This window comes from Rhodococcus koreensis (assembly GCF_900105905.1).
GTDB lineage: Bacteria > Actinomycetota > Actinomycetes > Mycobacteriales > Mycobacteriaceae > Rhodococcus_F > Rhodococcus_F koreensis.
In genome coordinates this window covers 1,686,621-1,708,385 of the sequence record NZ_FNSV01000005.1, presented here as the reverse complement: position 1 = coordinate 1,708,385, position 21,765 = coordinate 1,686,621, and the positions used below count along the sequence as shown (strand labels likewise).

Sequence of the window (21,765 nt, the reverse complement as noted above, 5' to 3'; positions counted from 1 at the left end):
TAGCCTTTCTCCCCGTGGGAACACTGATTGCGCTGGAAGGCCTGGACGGCGCGGGCAAGCGAACACTCGTCGGAGCGGTCGTGGCCCGCCTCGCCGAACGGGGTCTGACGGTCGGCACCCTCGACTTTCCGCGGTACGGCCGGTCCGTGCACGCCGATCTGGCATCCGAGGCGCTCAAGGGCGCGCACGGGGACCTCGCCGACTCCGTGCACGCGATGGCCGTCATGTTCGCGCTGGACCGGTCCGGTGCCGTCGGCGAGCTGTCCGCGCTGCTCGCCGGCCACGACCTGGTAATCCTCGACCGCTATGTGGCGTCCAACGCCGCGTACGGCGCGGCCCGGTTGCACCAGGCGGCGGACGGGGAGTTCGTCGGCTGGGTGGCGAACCTCGAATTCGAGCGGCTGGGGCTGCCCCGACCCGACCTGCAGCTGTACCTGGATGTTCCCGTGGCGCTCGCCGCGCAACGCGCCCGTGGCCGCGAATCGGCGGATGCCAGCCGGTCGCTCGACGCCTACGAACGCGACCGTGGGCTGCAGGAACGCACCGGTGAGGTGTACCGCGAGCTGGCCGTGAAGGACTGGATTTCGCCGTGGTGGGTGCTCACCCCGGACACCGATCCGGTCACGCTCGCCGAAAACCTGGCACTCTTGAGTGACGACACGGCACGCCGTGACGAGAAAGAACACGGCACGCCGTAACGGCGAACGGGCTGTTACGGCCTCCGAAGATGCAACGATAGGGACATGAAGCCAAGGATTCTGGTTGTCGACGACGACACTGCGCTCGCGGAGATGCTCACGATCGTGCTCCGCGGCGAAGGATTCGATCCGTATGTGGTGGGGGACGGGACCCAGGCGCTCACCGCGGTCCGGGAGACACGCCCCGACCTGGTGCTGCTCGACCTGATGCTGCCCGGCATGAACGGCATCGACGTGTGCCGTGTCCTGCGGGCCGATTCCGGTGTTCCCATCGTGATGCTGACCGCGAAGACGGACACCGTCGACGTGGTCCTCGGATTGGAATCCGGCGCGGACGACTACATCATGAAGCCGTTCAAGCCCAAGGAGCTGGTGGCTCGGGTCCGCGCTCGGCTTCGCCGGACCGAGGACGAGCCGGCCGAGCTGCTCAGCATCGCCGACATCGTCATCGACGTCCCCGCCCACAAGGTGAGCCGGGGCGAAGAACTGATCTCCCTCACCCCCCTCGAGTTCGACCTGCTGGTGGCTCTGGCGCGCAAGCCGCGACAGGTGTTCACCCGTGAGGTGCTGCTCGAGCAGGTGTGGGGTTACCGACATGCGGCCGACACCCGACTGGTCAACGTGCACGTGCAGCGCCTGCGCGCCAAGGTCGAGACTGATCCCGAGAATCCCGAAGTGGTTTTGACGGTCAGGGGGGTCGGCTACAAGGCCGGACCGCCGTGACAGGTGTTTCCCGATGGCGGCGTCGTGTCAACCGACGCGTTTCGCCGATCCTTCGGTGGGGTCACTCACTGAGCAATACCCTCGCGCACACGTGGCGTCGTTCGCTGCAGCTGAGGGTCGTCGTCTCGACGTTGACGTTGTCGCTCATCGTCATCGTCGTGCTCGGCGTCGTGCTGACGAGTCAGATCACCGACCGTCTGCTCGAGACGAAGATCAACGCGGCCACCGAGGAGATGGACCGTGCCCGGAGCACGGTGGAGGGGCAGCTGGCAGGCGCGGACGACAGTAGTTCGCCCACCACGCAGCTCGACGGCGCCAGGGCCGCCCTGACGAACCGTGAACCCGACGCCGGGCAGGCGTCGGGTTCGGCGGGGACGTTCGACCCGGTGCTGATCGTGCCCGGTGACGGCCCCCGTGCGCCGACGTCGAGTGGTCCGGCGGACCAGATCCCGGAGTCGCTGCGGGCGTTCGTCCAGGCCGGTCAGGTGGCGTACCAGTTCGCCACCGTGAACGATCCGGAAGGCTATTCGGGGCCGGCGCTGATCGTCGGGAGCCCGACCGCGTCGGCGATCTCCACACTCGAGCTGTACCTCGTGTTCCCGCTGGCCAGTGAGGACCGCAGCCTGTCGCTGGTCCGCGGCACGCTGCTGGTGGGTGGCGCCGTGCTCGCCGTGCTGCTCGCGGCCATCGCGCTCCTCGTCGCCCGGCAGGTGGTCCTGCCCATCCGGTCGGCGTCACGGATCGCGGTGCGTTTCGCGGACGGCCGGTTGAAGGAACGGATGCCCGTGCGCGGCGAGGACGACATGGCCCGGCTGGCGATGTCGTTCAACGAGATGGCGGAGAGTCTGTCCAAGCAGATCACCCAGCTCGAGGAGTTCGGAAATCTCCAGAAGCGATTCACCTCCGACGTGAGTCACGAACTACGGACGCCGCTGACGACCGTGCGCATGGCGGCCGACCTCATTCACGACGGCAGCGACGATCTCGACCCCGTGCTGCGGCGGTCCTCGGAGTTGCTGGTCGCGGAACTGGACCGATTCGAGGGGCTGCTGGCCGACCTCCTCGAGATCAGCAGGCACGACGCCGGCGTCGCGGAACTGGCCGCCGAGCAACTCGACGTCCGGATGTGTGCGCGTGCGGCGATCTCGACCGTCCGCCACCTCGCGCGCGAGAGCGGGACCGAACTGATCGTGGACCTGCCCGATCAGGCGGTGATGGCCGAGGTGGATCCGCGTCGGGTGGAGCGCATCCTGCGGAACCTGCTGGCGAACGCGATCGATCACGGAGAAGGCAAGCCGGTGCTGCTGCGCGTGCGCGCCGACGACAGCGCTGCGGCGTTCATCGTGCGCGACCAGGGCGTGGGCCTGCGGCCGGGCGAGGAGAAGCTGGTGTTCAACAGGTTCTGGCGGTCCGATCCGTCGCGCGTGCGGCGGTCGGGCGGTACCGGCCTCGGACTCGCGATCAGCGTGGAGGACGCGAATCTCCACGACGGCAGGCTCGAGGCGTGGGGTGAACCCGGCCAGGGCGCCTGCTTCCGGTTGACGCTGCCCCGGGTGCGGGGACGCAAGGTCGTGTCGAGCCCGCTGCCGCTGAAACCGGGAACCGTGAAATACGTTCAAGGACAGCCGGTTCCGGGCGACGACACGTTGCCGGTGCGCAACGAGGCCCCGGAGGCGGCGGCCGACGAGTCCCGCACGATTCCCCAGCAACGTGAGCGTGCGCACGTCGGTGACCGGGACGGTGCGCACGTGCCGGAGTCGGACCTGTGACGCCCGGCCGGCGATCCGCCCTGCAGTCGCGGTCGGTGTGCGGTGCGATCGCCCTCGCGGTGCTCGTGACCGTCAGCGGGTGCGCGAGCCTCCCGGATTCGTCCACCCCGCAGGCGATCGGCACGATCAACCGTGACTCGCCGGGCTCGAGTGTCGCGGCCCCGGCGCCGGGACGCGAACCAGACCTGCTGCTGCGCGACTTCTTCAAGGCCAGCACCGATCCGACCGACCGGCACCTCGCGGCCCGCCAGTTCCTCACCCCCGGTGTGTCCGGCAGGTGGGACGACGCGGCCAGCGCCACGATCGTCGACAAGGTCGACGTGCTCCCGGAGACCCGGTCGGCCGACCAAGCGACGTACACGATCCGCGCCAACAAGGTGGGTCAGCTCGAGCCCGGTGGGCTGTACGTTGCGGAGGAGGGCAGTTTCGAGACGAAGATCAGTCTCGAGCTGCAGGGCGGCGAATGGCGGATCTCCGAACTCCCCGCAGGCGTGATCCTCGATCGGGCGCAGTTCCTGAACACGTACCAGCGCAAGTCGCTGTACTTCCTCGACCCGGCCGGGACGACGGTCGTGCCGGACCCGCGCTGGGTGTCGGGCGCCCAGGACCAGATGGCGTCGCAGCTGATCGGCCTGCTGATCGACGGGCCCAAGGCCGCGCTCGCCCCAGCCGTCCGCAACGAGCTCGGTGACGGGGTCTCGGTGCGCGGCCCGATCACGAAGGCCGACGGCCGCACCGCGCAGGTCGGGGTGGGGCTCGGCGGGATCCGGATCGACTTCGCCGGCGTGCCGCCGATGGACGCGCAGCAGAAGCAGCTGTTCGCGGCGCAGGTGATCTGGACGCTGGCCAACGCGGAGATCTCGGGCCCCTACGTGCTGCTCGCCGACGGCGAGCCGTTCGACGAGCGGTTCCCGAACGGGTGGACCACCGCCGACGTCGCGTCCATGAACCCGTTCGCGACGTCCAGCGCCACCGTCGGCCTGCACGCGCTGCGCGAGGGGTCGATGGTGAGCGTCACCGAGACCGGCGTCACCCCGGTGCCCGGGTACTTCGGTTCGGCCCGCAACATGCGGTCGCTCGCGCTGTCGCAGGACGGGAAACTGGTCGCCGCGGTCGCGGACACCGGGCGTCCCGCGCCGGAACCCGCGAGTTCGCTGATGGTCGGGGCGTACGAGGACGGTGCCGCATCGGTGCTCGAGGGTGGCGCGATCACCCGCCCCACGTGGGCGCCCGACAACTCGGCGATCTGGGCAGCGGTCAACGGCAACACGGTCATTCGGGTGTTGCGCGAGCCCGGCACCGGCCGGACGTCGGTGGTCAACGTCGACGCAGGCGCCGTCACCGCACTGGGCGCCACGATCACCGAGTTGCGCCTGTCCCGCGACGGGGTGCGTGCGGCACTGATCGTCGACGGCAAGGTCTATCTCGCCATCGTCACCCAGACGCCGGGTGGTCAGTACGCGTTGACGAATCCCCGTGCGGTCGCGATCGGGCTGGGCAGCCCGGCGCTGTCCCTGGACTGGAGCACGAGTGACACGATCGTCGTCGCGCGTGCGGCGTCGGACATCCCGGTGGTGCAGGTGGCCGTCGACGGTTCGCGGATGGACGCGCTGCCGAGTCGCAACCTGACCGCGCCGGTGGTGGCCGTGGACGCGTCGACGACCACGGAGTTCGTCGCCGACTCCCGGGCGGTGTTCCAGTTGAACAACAACGATCCGGCCGGCGACCGGTACTGGCGGGAGGTTCCCGGGTTGACGGGTGTGAAGGCGATCCCGGTCCTGCCGGGCTGAGGCCGCCGCTGCGGGCCGGCTGTCGGTGCGAACGCGGATACTGCCCGCATGCGCGCCCTGCCCGGTCTCCGCACCCTGCTCGACCTGATCCTGCCCGCCGAGTGCGGCGGGTGCGGGGTGCCGGGCACCCAGTGGTGTGCCCGCTGCGCCACGGAGTTGGCCGACGATCCCGTGCTGCTCCGGCCGCGGGTGGACCCCGGCGTCGGGGTGTGGGCGCTCGGGGCGTACTCGGGTGCCCGCCGCCGGGCCGTCATCGCCGCGAAGGAGCGTGGGCGGCGCGATCTCGCTGCGCCGCTCGGATCCGCCGTAGCGGGCGCTCTGAGCCGTCTGCAACAGTGGGGTGAACTCGACCCGCCGGACGTCGCCCCGGTGGTCCTCGTGCCGGCTCCGACGCGTCCGCGGGCGGCCCGTGCACGCGGCGGTGACCCCGTCACGCGGATCGCCGTCGCCGCGGTAGGGGACAGGCGCGTGTGTCCCGCGCTCGTGATGCGGCGCGCCGTGCGTGATTCGGTCGGACTGAACGCAGATCAACGTCGAGTAAACCTAGAGGGTGGCGTTCGGTTGACGCGCAGCGGCGCAGCATTCGCGCGACATCTCGAGTCGGAATCGCCGTCATTGCACAGGGTTTCGGTGGTTCTTCTGGACGACGTGTCGACCACCGGCGCGACCGCGACCGAGTCGGTTCGGGTGTTGTCGAGAGTGGGTATCCGGATCAGCGCGGTGGTCGTGGTGGCGGGTGTTGGATGAAATTCTGCCGAACAGTGGCACTCGCGCGCGTTACGTACTAGCGTCGCGGACACACCCGAAAACACAGGTAGGAGGTGGAACTTCGAACCTGGTGCCGGGCGGACCCCCTTCCGGCATTGCTCAAACTCGCCGCCGCCCATCAAGGGGCGGGGCCGTAATCGGGAGGTACGAGTGACGACCCCTTCGCAAGCCTCGGTTTTCGTCGACGACCGCACCACGGAAGCACAAGAGAAGACGGATACCCCCACCGCCGAGATCGTCGTCAAGGGACGCAACGTCGAGGTACCCGACCACTTCCGCGTGTACGTCTCCGAGAAGCTGTCGCGCCTCGAGCGCTTCGATCCCTCCATATTCCTGTTCGATGTCGAACTTCACCACGAACCCAATCGGCGCCAGAGGAAGAACTGCCAGCGCGTCGAGATCACTGCCCGAGGCAAGGGGCCGGTAGCCCGAGCCGAGGCATGCGCCGACAGTTTCTATGCAGCATTCGAGTCGGTGACCGCCAAGCTCGAGAGCAGGCTCCGCCGCACGAAGGATCGCAAGAAGGTCCATTACGGGGAAAAGACCCCGGTGTCGGTGGCGGAGGCCACCGCCGCACTCGCCGAGGACGACAGTCTCGGCATCAGTCCCGACATCTCCCTGGACGGTCAGGTGTCGGACGAGCACACACCGGGTCATGTCGTGCGTACCAAGGAACACAAGGCCACGCCGATGACCGTCGACGACGCTTTGTACGAGATGGAGCTGGTAGGACACGATTTCTTCCTGTTCCACGACAAGGAGTCGGACAAGGCGACCGTCGTCTACCGGCGGCACGCGTTCGACTACGGATTGATCCGTCTGGCGTGATGTACTCCCGTTCCGCCTGACGATCCGAGCGGTCGGTCTACTCGTCCGATCGCGGAAGCGCCTACCATGGAATCCGGCCGGGGTTCTCGGACCTCCGGCCGGATTTTGTGTGTCACCCATCCACTGCCGAAGATTGAGGACGAACAAGACTGTGCCGTCGCTGTCGCTATCGAAGCTGCTCCGTGTTGGTGAAGGTCGCATGGTCAAGCGGCTCAAGCACATCGCCGACCACGTTTCCTCGCTGTCGCCCGAGGTCGAAGACCTGACCGACGAGCAACTCCGCGCGAAGACCGAGGAGTTCCGCGCCCGCTACCGTGACGGCGAGACGCTCGACGAGCTGCTGCCCGAGGCGTTCGCGGTCGCCCGCGAGGCGTCCTGGCGGGTCATCGACCAGCGGCACTTCCACGTGCAGATCATGGGCGGCGCCGCCCTCCACTTCGGCAACATCGCCGAGATGAAGACGGGTGAGGGCAAGACCCTGACCTGCGTGTTGCCCGCATACCTCAACGCGATCGCCGGGGACGGCGTGCACGTGGTCACGGTCAACGACTACCTCGCCAAGCGCGACTCCGAATGGATGGGCCGCGTCCACCGCTTCCTCGGACTCGACACCAGCGTGATCCTGTCCGGCATGTCGCCCGCCGAGCGTCGCGCGGCCTATGCGGCGGACATCACGTACGGCACCAACAACGAGTTCGGGTTCGACTACCTGCGCGACAACATGACGCACTCCCTGGACGATCTCGTCCAGCGCGGTCACAGCTTCGCCGTGGTCGACGAGGTCGACTCCATCCTCATCGACGAGGCCCGGACCCCGCTCATCATCTCCGGCCCCGCCGACGCGTCGAGCAAGTGGTACGCGGAGTTCGCCCGCATCGCGCCGCTGCTCAAGCGTGACGTGCATTACGAGGTCGACATCCGCAAGCGCACCATCGGCGTCCACGAGGCCGGCGTCGAGCTCGTCGAGGACCAGCTCGGCATCGACAACCTGTACGAGGCCGCCAACTCGCCGCTCGTGAGCTACCTGAACAACGCCATCAAGGCCAAGGAACTGTACACGAAGGACAAGGACTACATCGTCCGCGACGGCGAAGTGATCATCGTCGACGAGTTCACCGGCCGCGTCCTCGTCGGCCGCCGGTACAACGAGGGCATGCACCAGGCGATCGAGGCCAAGGAGAAGGTCGAGATCAAGGCCGAGAACCAGACCCTCGCCACGATCACGCTGCAGAACTACTTCCGCCTGTACGACAAGCTGTCGGGCATGACGGGTACGGCCGAGACCGAGGCCGCAGAGCTGCACCAGATCTACAACCTCGGCGTCATCCCGATCCCCACCAACCGGCCGATGGTCCGCGTCGACAACGGCGACCTGATCTACAAGACGGAGGAAGCCAAGTTCGACGCCGTCGTCGACGACGTGGTGGAGCGGCACGAGAAGGGCCAGCCGGTCCTCATCGGCACCACCAGCGTCGAGCGGTCCGAGTACCTGTCGAAGCAGTTCACCAAGCGCGGGGTGGCACACAACGTCCTGAACGCGAAGTTCCACGAGCAGGAAGCCCAGATCATCGCCGAGGCCGGCCGGTCGGGCGCGGTCACGGTGGCCACCAACATGGCCGGTCGTGGTACCGACGTCGTGCTCGGCGGCAACCCCGACATCATCGCGGACATCGCGCTGCGCAAGCAGGGCCTCGACCCCGTCCACACCCCCGACGACTACGAGGCGGCGTGGGACGACGTCCTCGACCAGGTCAAGGCCGAGGTGAAGGCCGACGCCGACAAGGTCCGCGAGGCCGGCGGGCTGTACGTCCTCGGCACCGAGCGGCACGAGTCCCGGCGCATCGACAACCAGTTGCGCGGCCGGTCGGGTCGTCAGGGCGATCCGGGTGAGTCGCGGTTCTACCTGTCACTCGGCGACGAGTTGATGCGACGGTTCAACGGTGCGGCGCTCGAGTCGATCATGACCCGGCTCAATCTGCCCGACGACGTCCCGATCGAGGCGAAGATGGTCTCGAAGGCCATCAAGAGCGCTCAGACGCAGGTCGAGCAGCAGAACTTCGAGATCCGCAAGAACGTCCTCAAGTACGACGAGGTGATGAATCAGCAGCGCACGGTCATCTACAACGAGCGCCGTCAGATCCTCGAAGGCAAGGACATGGAGGGCCAGGTCGAGAAGATGATCACCGACGTGGTCACCGCCTACGTCGACGGCGCCACCGCGGAGGGCTATGTCGAGGACTGGGATCTCGAACAACTGTGGACGGCGCTCAAGACGCTGTACCCGATCGGTGTCGACTACAAGGAACTGGTCGGCGACGGCGACGACGAGACGAAGGACATCACCGCCGACGAGCTGCGCGAGACCCTGCTGAAGGACGCGCACGAGGCCTACGCACGGCGTGAGGCCGAGATCGACGGCGTCGCCGGTGAGGGATCGATGCGCGAACTCGAGCGCCGGGTCCTGCTGAGCGTCCTCGACCGGAAGTGGCGTGAGCACCTCTACGAGATGGACTACCTGAAGGAGGGCATCGGCCTGCGGGCGATGGCCCAGCGTGATCCGCTCGTCGAGTACCAGCGCGAAGGTTTCGACATGTTCGGTGGGATGCTCGAGGGCCTGAAGGAGGAGTCGGTCGGATTCCTGTTCAACCTCCAGGTCGAGGCGGCCGCCCCGCAGGCGGCGCAGGCCCCGGGTGTCAGCGTCACCGCGGCTTCCGCCGCGGCGACGGCGTCGGCTGCACCCGCTCCGGCGGCACCGCGACCGCTGCCCACCCAGGAGGCAGCGCAGCAGGCGCAGGGCACGGCGGCACCGTCGGCCCTCCGCGCGAAGGGACTGGACGACGGTGAGCCCCGCGGGCTCACGTATTCCGGGCCCGCCGAAGACGGCAACGCCCAGCTCAGCCGCCGCGGAGCGGCCGAATCGGACGATTCCGCCGACGCCGGAACCCGTCGCCAGCGGCGCGAGGCCGCGCGGTCGCAGTCGAAGGGCAAGAAGGCCCCGCGTACCAAGCGCAAGCGCTGACCGCAGCGGGGACGATCAGCCGATCACCAGCGAGGTGACGGTCCAGCCCGTGTCGGACTGTTGTTCGACACGGGCAGCGATCACGAAGATCCGTGGCCCCCGGCCGTACGTGCCGAAGGCCTCGAAGACGCAGGGCTCCACCGCGCGCAGATGCACGCGGACGAGCGCCGCCACACCGAGTCGCCGGGCAGGCGACTCCGCGAGCGCGAACGTGCGCACCACGTCGACGAGCGACGGCGCCACCAGCGGCCGCAGTTGCCGGACGTTGCGCCGCCGATCCAGCACTTCGAGAACGAGCCGGAACGCCTGCTCCGTGAACCGCTGAACGTCCGGCGACGGAATCGGCAGTGTTCCCGGGTGCCTCGCGGCGGTGCGCGGCGACGCCCCCGAGTGCGGCGACGACCGGTGTCTGCCGTGCCCGAGCGGGTGCCGCGCACCCGACTGCGCCGCCGAACCTCCCGGCAGGATCGGCGCGGCGTCGTCGCCGGCCGCCGGCTCGAAGCGCGGCACCCGTGACAGGAACGTGTAGGACTCACTCATTTCTTACCCCCCGGTTTCGGCATGAGACAGCCGTCGTAGCGGTCATAATCGCACGGATCCCGGCGTCGTGTCGCCGTACCGCGGAGCGGACTCGTGTCGCCGAACCGTGGAGCGGACCCTAGGGTGGGGACGTGCGGGGATTGATATTGGACTTCGGCGGAGTTCTCGCGGGTCCCGGTTCGGACACGGACGGCCTGTCGTCCGTCCTCGCCGGTGCCCGGACCCGTGGTGTGCGGACCGCGATCCTCAGCAACGATCCCGGCGGTCCCGGCGCGCAGTGGTTGCGGGAACTCGGCGATGGCCGGCTGGTCGATCAGGTCGTGCTGTCCGGGGATGTCGGTGTCGCCAAACCTGATCCGCGGATCTACCGGCTGACGGCCGGCGCGCTCGGTCTGGAGCCGGGCGACTGTATCTTCGTCGACGACCTGCCGGCCAACGTCCGGGGCGCAGTGGCTGTCGGGATGGTGGGCATCCACCACGTCGACGGCGCGGCCACGGCGGACGAGATAGCGATACTTCTCGAGGTGGATCGAGACGGGATGCAAGGGGGACAGGCGCCGACATGGTGACGAGACTGACTACGCAGGATGCATCGTTCTACTTCCTCGAGGCGAGCAGTACGCCGATGCACGTGGGATCGCTGGCGATCTTCCGGAAGCCGCGAAACGGGTTGTCCTACGAGGAATTACTGAGCCTGGTCGAGGAGCGGTTGAGCCTGGTGCCGCGCTACCGGCAAAAGGTGCGGGAGGTGGCGCTGGGACTGTCGCGGCCGGTGTGGGTGGACGACCAGGACTTCGACATCGAGTACCACGTCCGGCGGTCGGCGCTGCCGAAGCCCGGATCGGACGCCCAGTTGCACGACCTGGTCGCACGGCTCACGTCCCGGCCCCTCGACAACACGCGTCCCCTGTGGGAGATGTATCTGGTGGAGGGGTTGTCGAACAACCGCTTCGCGATCTTCACGAAGTCTCATTCCTCGCTGGTCGACGGCGAGACGGCGCTCGAGATCGGTCAGGTGATCCTGGACCCGGCGAAGACCCGGCGGCCGATGGCCGAGGAACTGTGGATGCCGAGCCCCGCCCCCAGTGAGTCCACCCTCATCGCGGGGGCGCTGGCGGAGATGGTGTCGAGGCCGGGCGAGGGTCTGGCCGCGCTGCGGATGACGTTGGGTGACATGGCGTCTGCGCTCGGCGAGACCGTGCGCACCGTCGGTAAGCTCGCCGCCGTGGTCCGCACCGCGACGCAGGTGGCGCCGTCGAGTCCGCTCAATGCGACGATCTCCCGCAATCGGCGGTTCGCGGTGGTCAAGACCGAACTGGGCGACTACCGGAAGATCCGCGCGCAGTACGGGTGCGAGGTCAACGACGTCATCCTCGCCGTCGTGTCGGGTGCGATGCGGTACTGGCTGCTGTCCCGCGGTGAACCGGTGGCCGAGTCGACCACGGTCCGGGCCATGGTCCCGATGTCCGTGTACGCGACGGATCCCGAGGCCGACGACGAGGCGTCCCGCCGCGGCGAGTGGGCGGACCCGCGGAGCATGGTGTCGTCCTTCCTCATCGACCTGCCGGTCGGGGAACCGAACGCGGTGGTGCGGCTGTCGCACGTGGCGCACGCCATGGAGGCGCACGCGAAGCAGAGTCAGCGGGTCACCGCGGAGACCCTGGTGCGGTTGTCGGGGTTCGCGCCCGCCACGCTGCACGCGATGAGTGCCCGTGTCGCGAGCAGCTTCTCGCAGCGCATGTTCAATCTGATGATCACCAATGCTCCGGGTCCGCAGATGTCGTTGTACGTCGGGGGAGCGCGGATGCTCGAGATGTACCCGGTGTCGCCCCTGCTGAAAAACCAGACTTTGAGCATCGGCCTCACGTCCTACGACGGCAACGTCTACTACGGTTTGAATGCAGACCGTGACGCCATGGCCGACGTGGACGTGGTGGCGGCGCTGCTGTACGAATCTCTCGAGGAGTTGTTGGATGCCAGCCGGTGAGAAGTCCGCGGTGCGAATGACGGGTGACGCATGACGAGGGTGTACGTTCCCGCGACGATCGAGATCCTGCAGCGGCTCGTCGCCGACCAGGAGTTCGATCCGATGAGCCGTACCGCCTTCGCCGTCACCGCCACGCTCCGCGAGGCGTACTCGTCGGGCGACGACGACGAACTGGCCGAGGTCGCGATGGCCGAGGCCGCCCGGGCGTCGCTGCGTCTGATCGCGGGCCGGGTGGGGGAGAGCGGGAGCGACGGGGTCCGCTTCCGCCGCGCCGTGGTCGCCGCGGACATCGACGACGTGACACCCCGTCCGGACCTCGACGACGCCGTCGTCCGGTTGCCCGGTCCGGTGACTATCGGCCGGGTCGCGTCGGTGCACGTGGACCTCGCGGAGGCCGAGCGCGACATCGAACGGGCCGTGTCGGCGATCGACGAGGCGGATCTCGGGGATCCGGACGCCGAGTTCGTTCTCGGTGACGCCGAGGATCACGTTCTGGCGTGGTACGCCACCCAGGAGCTTCCGTTCCTGCTCGAACTGCTCTGACCGGTGCGTCCTCTTACCTTGGGGTAACCTACGGTACCGTAACTTGAAAACCTACGGTAGCGTAGGTCGTGACGGAAAAGGTGGAGGTCGGATGGGTCTGAAGGATTGGATCGAGGCGCCCGCAGCAGCGGTCGTGCCCGCCAAGCGGTCCAAGCTCAATTGGTTGCGCGGTGCGGCGGCACGTCTGACGACGCCGTTGCTACCCGACGACTACCTGCACCTGGCCAACCCGCTGTGGTCCGCCCGCGAGCTGCGTGGACAGATCGTGGACGTGCGCGCGGAGACGGCGGACTCCGCCACGATCGTCATCAAGCCGGGCTGGGGATTCGACTTCGACTACGAGCCCGGCCAGTACATCGGCATCGGCCTGCACATCGACGGACGCTGGCACTGGCGTTCGTACTCCCTCACCTCGCCGCCGAACTGGGACGACAAGCGCATCTCCATCGCAGTCAAGGCGATGCCTGAGGGATTCCTGTCGAGTCACCTCGTCAACGGTGTGCCGTCCGGGACGATCGTCCGGCTCGCGACGCCCACGGGCAACTTCGCGTTGCCCGACCCGCCGCCGCAGCGCATCCTGTTCCTCACCGCGGGCAGTGGCATCACTCCCGTCATGGCGATGCTGCGCACGATGAACCGGCGCGGCCAGCTCCCCGACGTCTTCCACGTCCACTCGGCGCCCACCGACGCCGACGTGATGTTCGCCGACGAACTCACCCAGCTCCACGAGGAGCACGACGACTTCCGGTGCAAGATCCAGCTCACCCGCAGCCAGGGCAAGTTCGCGTTGTCCTCGCTCGACGAGGTGTGCCCGGACTGGCGCGAACGGCAGACGTGGGCCTGCGGGCCGCTGCCGATGCTCGACGAGATCGAGACGCTGTGGCGCGACGAGAACATCGAGGGCAAGCTGCACCTCGAGCGTTTCGCCGTCTCCCGCGCGGACACGTCCGGCGAGGGCGGAACGGTGACGTTCGCCAAGGCCGACAAGACCGTCACGATCGACGGTGCCACCACTCTCCTCGAGGCCGGTGAGCAGGTCGGGGCGCTCATGCCGTTCGGCTGCCGGATGGGGATCTGCCAGACCTGTGTCGTGCCGATCCTCGCCGGGCACGCTATCGACCTGAGGTCCGGCAAGCAGCATGCCGAAGGTGACCGAGTCCAGACTTGTATCTCGGCGGCGGCAGGGGACTGCACGCTCGACGCGTGAGCGTGAGCGTGTTGTTCACCTGACTCCGCTATTCTCGGACTCTCACCAGACGGAGGAGCACGGTGGCGATCACCGACATCAAAGAGTTCGCGCATCTGACCGAAGCGGACATCGAATCGCTCGGGCGTGAGTTGGATGCGATCCGGCTCGACGTGGAGGATTCGCGCGGCGTCCGCGACGCCCGATACATCCGCCGGGCCATCAGGGCGCAACGACTGCTGGAGCTCGGTGGCCGGCTCGCACTGTTCGGGAGCCGGTACCGGCCGGCCTGGCTGGCGGGCACCGCGATGCTCTCCCTCTCGAAGATCATCGAGAACATGGAACTCGGCCACAACGTGATGCACGGCCAGTGGGACTGGATGAACGATCCGGAGATCCACTCGATGTCGTGGGAGTGGGACCAGACCGGCCCGTCCGAGCACTGGAAGCGGGCCCACAACTACTCCCATCACACGTTCACCAACATCGTGGGAATGGATTCCGACGTCGGTTTCGGCATCCTCCGGATGACCCGCGACGAGGAGTGGCGGCCGATCAACCTGCTGCAGCCGTTCGCCAACATCGTCCTGGCCGCCACGTTCGAGTGGGGGATCGCGCTCCACGACCTCACGTTCGCGGCCGAGTTGGAGGGCGCGGAGAAGGGGCAGCTCAACTCGCAGGCCAACAAGGATTTCGCCCGCAAGATCTTCCGTCAGGTCGGCAAGGACTTCCTCCTGTTCCCGGTGCTCGCGGGACCGGCGTGGAAGTCGACGCTGACGGCGAACACCACCGCCAATCTCGTGCGGAACCTGTGGGCGTATGTGGTGATCTTCTGTGGGCACTTCCCGGACGGTGCCGAGAAGTTCACCGTGGACGAATACGAGAACGAGACCCGGCACGAGTGGTACCTCCGGCAGATGCTCGGCAGCGCCAACTTCGACTCCGGCAAGATCATGGGTTTCATGAGCGGGAATCTCAGCTACCAGATCGAGCATCATCTGTTCCCTGATCTGCCGAGCAACCGGTACCCGGAGATCGCCGTGAAAGTGCGGGCGCTGTGCGAGAAGTACGACCTCCCCTACACCACGGGGTCGCTCGCCAAGCAGTACCTGCTGGCCCTGCGCACGATCCACAAACTCGCCCTGCCCGACCGCTTCCTGCGCGCGACGGCGGACGACGCCCCCGAGACGTCCTCGGAACGGAAGTTCCGCGATGCTCGCGACGCGGGTGCCGCGATGGTCGAGACGCTGCGCACGGATCCCGTGACCGGACAGCGCCGGGGTCTGCTGTCGGCGCTGCGCGCCCACGCGGAGGCCAAGATCTCGCGCCGTCGTCGGTGATTTCACTCACACCTACACTCAAGTAACCTACGGTACCGTAACTTACGGTACGGTAGGTCATGTCAGCGCCTATCCGGTGTGAACTGTCGACCCAGCCAGGAGGAGGTCCCCCATGGCGATTGCAGATGTCAAGGAATACGCACATCTCACCGAAGCCGATGTCGAGGCGCTCGGGCGCGAGTTGGATGCGATCCGCCGCGATATCGAAGAATCTCGCGGGGAGCGCGACGCGCGCTACGTGCGGAACACCATCAGGTTGCAGCGTGGACTCGAGATCGGCGGCCGCGCAGTGCTGTTCGCGAGCAAGCGGCGCCCTGCCTGGCTGGCGGGCACGGCCTTGCTCTCCCTCTCGAAGATCATCGAGAACATGGAACTCGGCCACAACGTCATGCACGGCCAGTGGGACTGGATGAACGATCCGGAGATCCACTCCACCTCGTGGGAGTGGGACGTGACGGGACCGTCCGCTCACTGGAAGCAGACGCACAACTACATCCACCACAAGTACACCAACGTCCTCGGCATGGACGACGACGTCGGATACGGACTGCTGCGCGTCACACGTGACCAGCGGTGGAAGCCGTTCAATACCGGCAATCTCCTCTACAACACCCTGCTGGCGCTGTTCTTCGAGTACGGCATCGCGGCGCAGCACCTCGAACTCGGCAAGGTCGCCAAGGGGCGCGTACCGAGCGAGGAAACCCAGCGCAAGCTTCGCGAGGTCGGCGAGAAGATCGGCAAGCAGATCCTCAAGGACTACGTGATCCACCCCGCGGTCACCGGTCCCGCGTGGAAGAGCACGCTCACTGCCAATATCGCCGCGAACATGATCCGCAACGTGTGGACCAACGCGATCATCTTCTGCGGGCACTTCCCGGACGGCGCCGAGAAGTTCACGAAGGCCGACATCGACAACGAGACGCAGCCCGAGTGGTACCTGCGCCAGATGCTCGGTAGCGCGAACATCGACGGCGGCAGGCTGATGGACTTCATGTCCGGCAACCTGAGCTACCAGATCGAGCACCACCTGTTCCCCGACCTGCCGAGCAACCGCTACGCGGAGATCGCCGTCCGGGTGCGGGAGTTGTGCGAGAAGTACGACTTGCCGTACACCTCCGGCCCGTTCCTGGTGCAGTACGCGAAGTCGTGGCGCACCATCGCCAAGCTGTCGTTGCCGAACAAGTACCTCAAGGCGACCACGGACGACGCGCCGGAGACGGCGTCGGAGCGCAAGTTCGGTGGAAACACCACGGCGACAATCGATCCCGTGACCGGCCGCCGTCAGGGGTTGAGTTCCGCGATCAAGCGCACCCGCAAGCGTCGCGGTCTGCGCGCGCTGCTTTCCCGCTAGACAGTTCCGCCACGGCGCGGTTCGTCCCTCACCAGGCCTCGTTGGACGCGATGGCCGTGAGGAGGTGACGGACCGCGTCGACGCGTTTGGCGGCCTTGCCCTCGAGGTGGTCGAGCGCGCATTCGGGGTCCGCGGGCGGGCCGAGGTGGGTACACCCTCGCGGGCAGTCCTCGATGGCCGCGGCCAGATCGGAGAACGCGGCCACCACGTTCTCCGGGGAGATGTGGGCCAGTCCGAACGACCGGATGCCCGGGGTGTCGATCACCCAGCCGCCCGACGGGAGCGGCAGCGCGACCGATTGCGTGGACGTGTGCCGGCCCTTGCCCACGCCGGACACCACGCCGACGGCCCGGTCGGCGTCGGGCACGAGACGGTTGACGAGAGTCGACTTCCCGACCCCCGAATGCCCGATCAGCGCGGTGAGCCTGCCGGACAGCATGGACAGGACCTCGTCGACCGGATCGTCGCGGCCTGCCACGACCACGGGGACGTCGAGGTCGGCGAACGCGCTCGCGAACTCCTCGGGCGGCTCGAGGTCGCTCTTCGTCAGGCACACGATGGGGCTCAGCCCGCCCGCGTACGCGGCGACGAGCGCGCGTTCGACGAATCCCGTCCGCGGCGGCGGGTCGGCGAGCGCCACGACGATCAGCAACTGCTGCGCGTTGGCCACCACGATCCGCTCGTACGGGTCGGTGTCGTCGGCGGTGCGCCGCAGCACCGTGGCGCGCTCGGCCACCCGCACGATCCGCGCCAGGGTGTCGGGTTTGCCGGACAGATCGCCGACGACGCTCACCTCGTCGCCCACCACGATGGGGGTGCGGCCCAGTTCGCGGGCACGCATGGTGACAAGGGGACGCTCGGGGTCGCCGCCCAGAACGCAACCCCACCGGCCGCGGTCGACGGCGACGACCATCGCCGACTCGGCGGCGAGGTGCTCCGGCCGGGTTTTCGTGCGCGGGCGCGTTCCTCGGCCCGGGCGCACCCGGACGTCGGACTCGTCGTACTGCCTGCGACTCAGAAGCTCGCCTTCCGACCGGTGCCCGCAGCCGCGGACAGCATTGTGGCCCACAGGTTCTCGAAACCGGGCAGCGTCTTCGCCGTGGTGCCGATGTCCTCGATCTCGATGCCGTCGACCCGCAGCCCGACGATGGCTCCGGCCGTCGCCATCCGGTGGTCGGCGTAGGAACGCCACCTCCCGCCGTGCAGGTCGGCGGGCACGATCGTGAGGCCGTCCTCGGTCTCGGTGACGTTTCCGCCGAGCGAGTTGATCTCGTGCGCGAGCGCGGCCAGCCGGTCGGTCTCGTGTCCGCGCAGATGCGCGATGCCGCGCAGGCGGGACGGGCCGTCCGCGAGTGCCGCGAGCGCCGCGACGGTCGGGGTGAGTTCGCCGACGTCGTGCAGGTCGATGTCGATGCCGGTCAGCTGCTGGGGGCCGCGGACGGTGAGGTTCGCCCCGTCCCGCCGGACGTCGGCGCCCATCGCCAGCAGGATCTCGCGAATCGCGTCGCCGGGCTGCGTCGTCTCGGCAGGCCACAGCGGAACGGTCACCTCACCGCCGGTGACGGCGGCGGCGGCGAGGAAGGCGGTGGCATTCGACAGGTCGGGCTCGATCACCCGGTCGACGGCCCGCACCGGACCGGGGCTCACCCGCCACGTGTCGGCCTCCCCGCCCGTCGCCGGGGTGGAGACCTCGACACCCGACTCGCGCAGCATCTCGACCGTCATGTCGATGTGCGGCATCGACGGGACCGTCTTGCCGTCGTGATGAACCGTGACGCCCTCGTCGAACGCGGCGGCAGACAGCAGCAGCCCGGACACGAACTGCGAAGAACCGGACGCGTCGATCGTGACCCGGCCACCGCGCAGGGAGCCCGCGCCGCGGACGGTGAACGGCAGGGAGTCGCCGTCGATGTCCGCGCCGAGACCGCGCAGCGCGTTCAGGATCGTGTCGAGCGGGCGGGTACGCGCCTGCTCGTCGCCGTCGAAGTCGACCGTTCCCTCGGCGAGCGCGGCGACCGGCGGAAGGAACCGCATGACGGTGCCCGCCAGGCCGCAGTCGACCGCACCGCCCCGGAGGCGTCCGGGAGTGACCCGCAGCGTCGTGTCGGCGCCGGCCGTCTCGATGCCGATCCCCAGCGTCCGGAGTGCGTCGATCATGAGGTCGGTGTCCCGGCTGCGCAGTGCCCCGGTGAGGGTGGACGGAGCGTCCGCGAGTGCGGCGAGGATCAGCGCGCGATTGGTGATCGACTTCGATCCGGGGAGGGCGACCGTCGCGACGACGGGCGCTTCGGCACGGGGGGCGTTCCACAGGCTCAGGCTCACGGTCTCCATCTTCGCCTATCGGGCGGGTCGCCGGGCGGGGTGGGCGGCGTGTCGCGGGTGTCGGTGGTTCGTGCCACTCTGGTGGGCATGTGCGGCAGGTATGCGACCACTGCGAATCCGGCGACACTCGCGGCCGACCTCGACGCGATCAACGAGGCCGGCGAGGACGAGAGTCCGCCCGACTTCAACGTGGCGCCCACCACGCAGGTCCTCACGGTGGTCGACCGGCACGACGCCCGTCGGATCCGGCGGATGCGGTGGGGTCTCGTGCCGTCGTGGACGAAGGAGCTCGGCAAGGGCCCGGTGCTGTTCAACGCCCGGGCGGATTCGGTCGACAACAAGCCCGCCTTCCGGACCTCGTTCAAGTACAAGCGCTGCCTCGTGCCGATGGACGGCTGGTACGAGTGGCAGACCGAGACCGAGCCGGCGGCCGCCGGGAAGAAGGCGGGCAAGGCGAAGAAGATTCCGTACTACATGTCGCCGGAGGACGGCTCGCGCCTGTACATGGCCGGGCTGTGGTCGGTCTGGCACGATCCCGCGGTCGAGGAGTCGCCGCCCGTCCTGAGCTGCAGCATCATCACGGTCGACTCCGCCGCCCAGCTCGAGAACGTGCACGACCGGATGCCGCTCGTGATGCCCCGCGACCGCTGGGCCGCGTGGCTCGATCCCGAGCACCCCGCGTCCACGGACCTGCTCGAGGTGTCACCCGACGCCATCGCCGACATCACGGTCCGGCGGGTGTCCACGCTGGTGAACAGCGTGAAGAACAACGGTCCGGAACTCCTCGACCCCGACGCGGCCGGTCGCGACGACGCGCAGGTGGGGGAGCAGATCAGCCTGCTGTGACCGCCGCGGTGACAGCTCCGCTGAGCCGCACCAGATCGGCGGGTGCGAGTTCGATCTCGAGTCCGCGCCTGCCCGCGCTGCACAGCACCCGGTCCCAGTCGAGCGCCGACGCGTCGACGACCGTCGGAAGTGTTTTCCGCTGTCCGAGCGGGGAGATGCCGCCGAACACGTAACCGGTGGAGCGCTCGGCCTCGGTGCGGTCCGCCATCACGGCCTTGCCTGCGCCCAGCGCCGCGGCCGCCGCCTTCAGGGACAGTTTCTCCGGCACCGGCAGGACCGCCACCGCCAGCTTGCCCGTGTCGAGTTTGATCACGAGCGTCTTGAACACCTGGTGGGCGGTGACGCCGACCGTCTCGCCCAGCGCGTCGACGGCCTCCGAACCGTACGACTCCGCCCGCTCGTCGTGCGCGTAGCTGTGCACGGTGTGGTCGATGCGCTGTGTGACGAGCAACTTCGTCGCGGGAGTGGCAGTTCCGGCCATGGACGAACACTCTGCCACGCGGTGCGGGAACACCGCGGGCGGGAGTCGTGTTGGTACCTGCAGAAGACCCGTGCATCGAAGGGAGTGGTCCGTATCGTGATGTCCTCGGTAATCGAGCCCACGTCGCGTCTGCAGTTGGCGGTAACGTTGACGCCCACGGCGACCGAAGGGATCAGCGTGCAGGAACATGACCGTCCGACGGCAGAGAAGGCCGAGCCACAGGACGAGTTGATCGCGCGTTTCGAAAGGGATGCGCTCCCACTTCTGGATCAGCTGTACGGCGCTGCTCTGAGGATGACCCGGAACCCGGCGGACGCCGAGGACCTCGTGCAGGAAACGTACGTGAAGGCCTACACGGCGTTCCGGTCGTTCCGCGAGGGCACCAACCTCAAGGCGTGGCTGTACCGGATTCTCACGAACACGTACATCAACTCGTACCGCAAGAAGCAGCGGCAGCCCGCGCAGTACCCGACCGACGAGATCACCGACTGGCAGCTGGCGGCGACGGCGGAGCATTCGTCGACCGGGCTGCGGTCCGCCGAGGTCGAGGCACTGGACGCGCTCCCCGACGACGACATCAAGGAAGCCCTTCAGGCCCTGCCCGAGGAGTTCCGGATGGCCGTCTACTACGCCGATGTCGAGGGCTTTCCCTACAAGGAGATCGCCGAGATCATGGGCACCCCGATCGGGACCGTGATGTCGCGACTGCACCGCGGGCGCAAGCAGCTCCGGGGTCTGCTCGCCGACGTCGCACGCGAACGAGGATTCAACCGTGGCGGCACCGACGAGGTGGCCGGCGACAGTGTAGTGAGTGCGGAGCAGGAGGTTTCTCGGTGAGCGAGCAGGACGAATTCGAGCAGCTCGACTGCTCCGCCGTCATCGCGGACGTCTGGCTGATGCTGGACAGCGAATGCGACGAGGCCTCGCGGGCGCGGCTGCAGCGCCACCTCGACGAGTGCGGGTCGTGCCTCGAGGCGTACGGCATCGAGGAGAAGGTCAAGAGCCTCGTGAACCGCAAGTGCGGCGGTGAGCACGCACCGGAGAGCCTGCGTCAGAGGCTCTCCATCGAGTTGCGGCGGACGATCCTCATCACGAATACCGAACCCGAGTCGTAACCCGTCAGAACAGCGATCAGGGGCCGGAAAGCGTCGCTGCTTTCCGGCCCCTGGTGCGTTCTACGGCGCGTCAGGCGTTGGGACGCTTGCCGTGGTTTGCGGCGTTGCCCTTGCGACTGCGCTTCTTGCGACCACGCTTACCCATGAGTAGATCTCCCTTCTTTTCACCACAGTCTTCCACGTGTGGTTGGGTGTCCTTGCAACAGGGCTTTCTCGACACCCGGGAGTGAAGGATCACAATGGCAGAAGACGTGCGCGCCGAAATGGTTTCGACGGTGTATCAGGTTGTGGTGAGCGCGGGTGACGAGGTGAAGGAAGGCGACACCCTCGTCATCCTCGAGTCGATGAAGATGGAGATCCCTGTCATCGCCGAAGAGCCCGGCACGGTCACCTCCGTGGACGTCAAGGTCGGCGACGTGATCCAGCAGGGCGACCTGATCGCGGTCATCTCCTGAGCTG

General features: G+C 67.9%; 22 protein-coding genes. 17 read left to right on the top strand and 5 right to left on the bottom strand.

Features of this window, described 5'->3' with window-relative positions; genetic code table 11:
• Positions 1-14 precede the first annotated feature (14 nt).
• The 7 genes from BLV94_RS12720 to secA all read left to right on the top strand — a co-directional run bounded on the left by BLV94_RS12720 (position 15) and on the right by secA (position 9,595).
• Positions 15-698, top strand: coding sequence for a dTMP kinase (locus BLV94_RS12720; RefSeq protein ID WP_072937627.1), 684 nt, complete (start codon positions 15-17; stop codon positions 696-698).
• Positions 699-743: 45 nt separating this feature from the next.
• Positions 744-1,421 carry an MtrAB system response regulator MtrA gene (mtrA, locus tag BLV94_RS12715; RefSeq protein ID WP_005240059.1) on the top strand — a complete coding sequence of 226 codons (678 nt, stop codon included), beginning with the start codon at positions 744-746 and terminating at the stop codon, positions 1,419-1,421.
• Positions 1,418-3,190, top strand: a complete 1,773-nt coding sequence (mtrB, locus tag BLV94_RS12710; RefSeq protein ID WP_072937628.1) for an MtrAB system histidine kinase MtrB — start codon at positions 1,418-1,420, stop codon at positions 3,188-3,190. Before mtrA ends, mtrB begins: the two co-directional genes overlap by 4 nt.
• Positions 3,187-4,980, top strand: coding sequence for an MtrAB system accessory lipoprotein LpqB (lpqB, locus tag BLV94_RS12705; protein ID WP_072937629.1), 1,794 nt, complete (start codon positions 3,187-3,189; stop codon positions 4,978-4,980). The genes mtrB and lpqB overlap by 4 nt, the downstream gene beginning before the upstream one ends.
• Positions 4,981-5,028: 48 nt before the next feature.
• The gene (locus BLV94_RS12700; protein WP_072937630.1) at positions 5,029-5,727 is read left to right on the top strand and encodes a ComF family protein; all 699 of its coding nucleotides are present in this window, start codon (positions 5,029-5,031) and stop codon (positions 5,725-5,727) included.
• A gap of 171 nt (positions 5,728-5,898) precedes the next feature.
• A complete protein-coding gene (gene hpf / locus BLV94_RS12695; RefSeq protein WP_072937631.1) occupies positions 5,899-6,576 on the top strand; it encodes a ribosome hibernation-promoting factor, HPF/YfiA family in 678 nt (225 codons plus the stop codon).
• 151 nt (positions 6,577-6,727) lie between these two features.
• Positions 6,728-9,595 carry a preprotein translocase subunit SecA gene (gene secA, locus BLV94_RS12690; protein ID WP_072937632.1) on the top strand — a complete coding sequence of 956 codons (2,868 nt, stop codon included), beginning with the start codon at positions 6,728-6,730 and terminating at the stop codon, positions 9,593-9,595.
• 15 nt (positions 9,596-9,610) lie between these two features.
• Here the strand turns inward: secA and BLV94_RS12685 are convergent, their stop codons facing one another.
• A complete protein-coding gene (locus tag BLV94_RS12685; protein WP_072937633.1) occupies positions 9,611-10,135 on the bottom strand; it encodes an Rv3235 family protein in 525 nt (174 codons plus the stop codon).
• Positions 10,136-10,266: 131 nt separating this feature from the next.
• Here BLV94_RS12685 and BLV94_RS12680 point away from each other — a divergent pair, with 131 nt between their 5' ends.
• The 6 genes from BLV94_RS12680 to BLV94_RS12655 all read left to right on the top strand — a co-directional run bounded on the left by BLV94_RS12680 (position 10,267) and on the right by BLV94_RS12655 (position 16,542).
• Positions 10,267-10,704 (top strand): HAD-IA family hydrolase, encoded by a 438-nt coding sequence (locus tag BLV94_RS12680; RefSeq protein ID WP_072937634.1) that lies wholly within the window; start codon positions 10,267-10,269, stop codon positions 10,702-10,704.
• Complete coding sequence (locus BLV94_RS12675) at positions 10,698-12,122, top strand: WS/DGAT/MGAT family O-acyltransferase (protein WP_072937635.1); 1,425 nt, start codon at positions 10,698-10,700, stop codon at positions 12,120-12,122. Before BLV94_RS12680 ends, BLV94_RS12675 begins: the two co-directional genes overlap by 7 nt.
• Before the next feature lie 30 nt (positions 12,123-12,152).
• On the top strand, positions 12,153-12,665 hold the full coding sequence (locus BLV94_RS12670; protein WP_072937636.1) for a DUF6912 family protein: 513 nt from the start codon (positions 12,153-12,155) through the stop codon (positions 12,663-12,665).
• A gap of 91 nt (positions 12,666-12,756) precedes the next feature.
• Complete coding sequence (locus BLV94_RS12665) at positions 12,757-13,872, top strand: ferredoxin reductase (RefSeq protein WP_072937637.1); 1,116 nt, start codon at positions 12,757-12,759, stop codon at positions 13,870-13,872.
• Positions 13,873-13,934: 62 nt separating this feature from the next.
• The gene (locus tag BLV94_RS12660) at positions 13,935-15,191 is read left to right on the top strand and encodes a fatty acid desaturase family protein (protein WP_072937638.1); all 1,257 of its coding nucleotides are present in this window, start codon (positions 13,935-13,937) and stop codon (positions 15,189-15,191) included.
• 112 nt (positions 15,192-15,303) lie between these two features.
• Positions 15,304-16,542 (top strand): fatty acid desaturase family protein, encoded by a 1,239-nt coding sequence (locus BLV94_RS12655; protein ID WP_072937639.1) that lies wholly within the window; start codon positions 15,304-15,306, stop codon positions 16,540-16,542.
• A gap of 28 nt (positions 16,543-16,570) precedes the next feature.
• Here BLV94_RS12655 and rsgA read toward each other — a convergent pair whose 3' ends face one another.
• Together rsgA and aroA are read right to left on the bottom strand one after the other, a co-directional pair.
• Entirely contained in the window at positions 16,571-17,611 is a 1,041-nt protein-coding gene (rsgA, locus tag BLV94_RS12650; protein WP_083395563.1) for a ribosome small subunit-dependent GTPase A, read from the bottom strand.
• Positions 17,557-18,873 (bottom strand): 3-phosphoshikimate 1-carboxyvinyltransferase, encoded by a 1,317-nt coding sequence (gene aroA, locus BLV94_RS12645; protein WP_072937640.1) that lies wholly within the window; start codon positions 18,871-18,873, stop codon positions 17,557-17,559. The genes rsgA and aroA overlap by 55 nt, the downstream gene beginning before the upstream one ends.
• 78 nt (positions 18,874-18,951) lie before the next feature.
• Here aroA and BLV94_RS12640 point away from each other — a divergent pair, with 78 nt between their 5' ends.
• Entirely contained in the window at positions 18,952-19,710 is a 759-nt protein-coding gene (locus tag BLV94_RS12640) for an SOS response-associated peptidase (protein ID WP_072937641.1), read from the top strand.
• On the opposite strand, the gene ybaK is transcribed toward BLV94_RS12640, so the two are convergent.
• Positions 19,697-20,191, bottom strand: a complete 495-nt coding sequence (gene ybaK / locus BLV94_RS12635) for a Cys-tRNA(Pro) deacylase (protein WP_072937787.1) — start codon at positions 20,189-20,191, stop codon at positions 19,697-19,699. The two genes, BLV94_RS12640 and ybaK, sit on opposite strands and share 14 nt — an antisense overlap.
• Before the next feature lie 99 nt (positions 20,192-20,290).
• Between ybaK and BLV94_RS12630 the strand changes: the two genes are divergently transcribed.
• Together BLV94_RS12630 and rsrA are read left to right on the top strand one after the other, a co-directional pair.
• Positions 20,291-21,028, top strand: a complete 738-nt coding sequence (locus tag BLV94_RS12630; protein ID WP_072937788.1) for a sigma-70 family RNA polymerase sigma factor — start codon at positions 20,291-20,293, stop codon at positions 21,026-21,028.
• Positions 21,025-21,306: a mycothiol system anti-sigma-R factor gene (rsrA, locus tag BLV94_RS12625; protein WP_072937642.1), complete on the top strand. Its 282-nt coding sequence runs from the start codon at positions 21,025-21,027 to the stop codon at positions 21,304-21,306. The genes BLV94_RS12630 and rsrA overlap by 4 nt, the downstream gene beginning before the upstream one ends.
• Before the next feature lie 70 nt (positions 21,307-21,376).
• Here the strand turns inward: rsrA and BLV94_RS52090 are convergent, their stop codons facing one another.
• Positions 21,377-21,451 carry a 50S ribosomal protein bL37 gene (locus BLV94_RS52090; RefSeq protein WP_022597109.1) on the bottom strand — a complete coding sequence of 25 codons (75 nt, stop codon included), beginning with the start codon at positions 21,449-21,451 and terminating at the stop codon, positions 21,377-21,379.
• 94 nt (positions 21,452-21,545) lie between these two features.
• On the opposite strand from BLV94_RS52090, the gene BLV94_RS12620 reads away from it, so the two are divergent.
• On the top strand, positions 21,546-21,761 hold the full coding sequence (locus BLV94_RS12620; protein ID WP_005240095.1) for a biotin/lipoyl-binding carrier protein: 216 nt from the start codon (positions 21,546-21,548) through the stop codon (positions 21,759-21,761).
• The last annotated feature ends 4 nt before the right edge of the window (positions 21,762-21,765 follow it).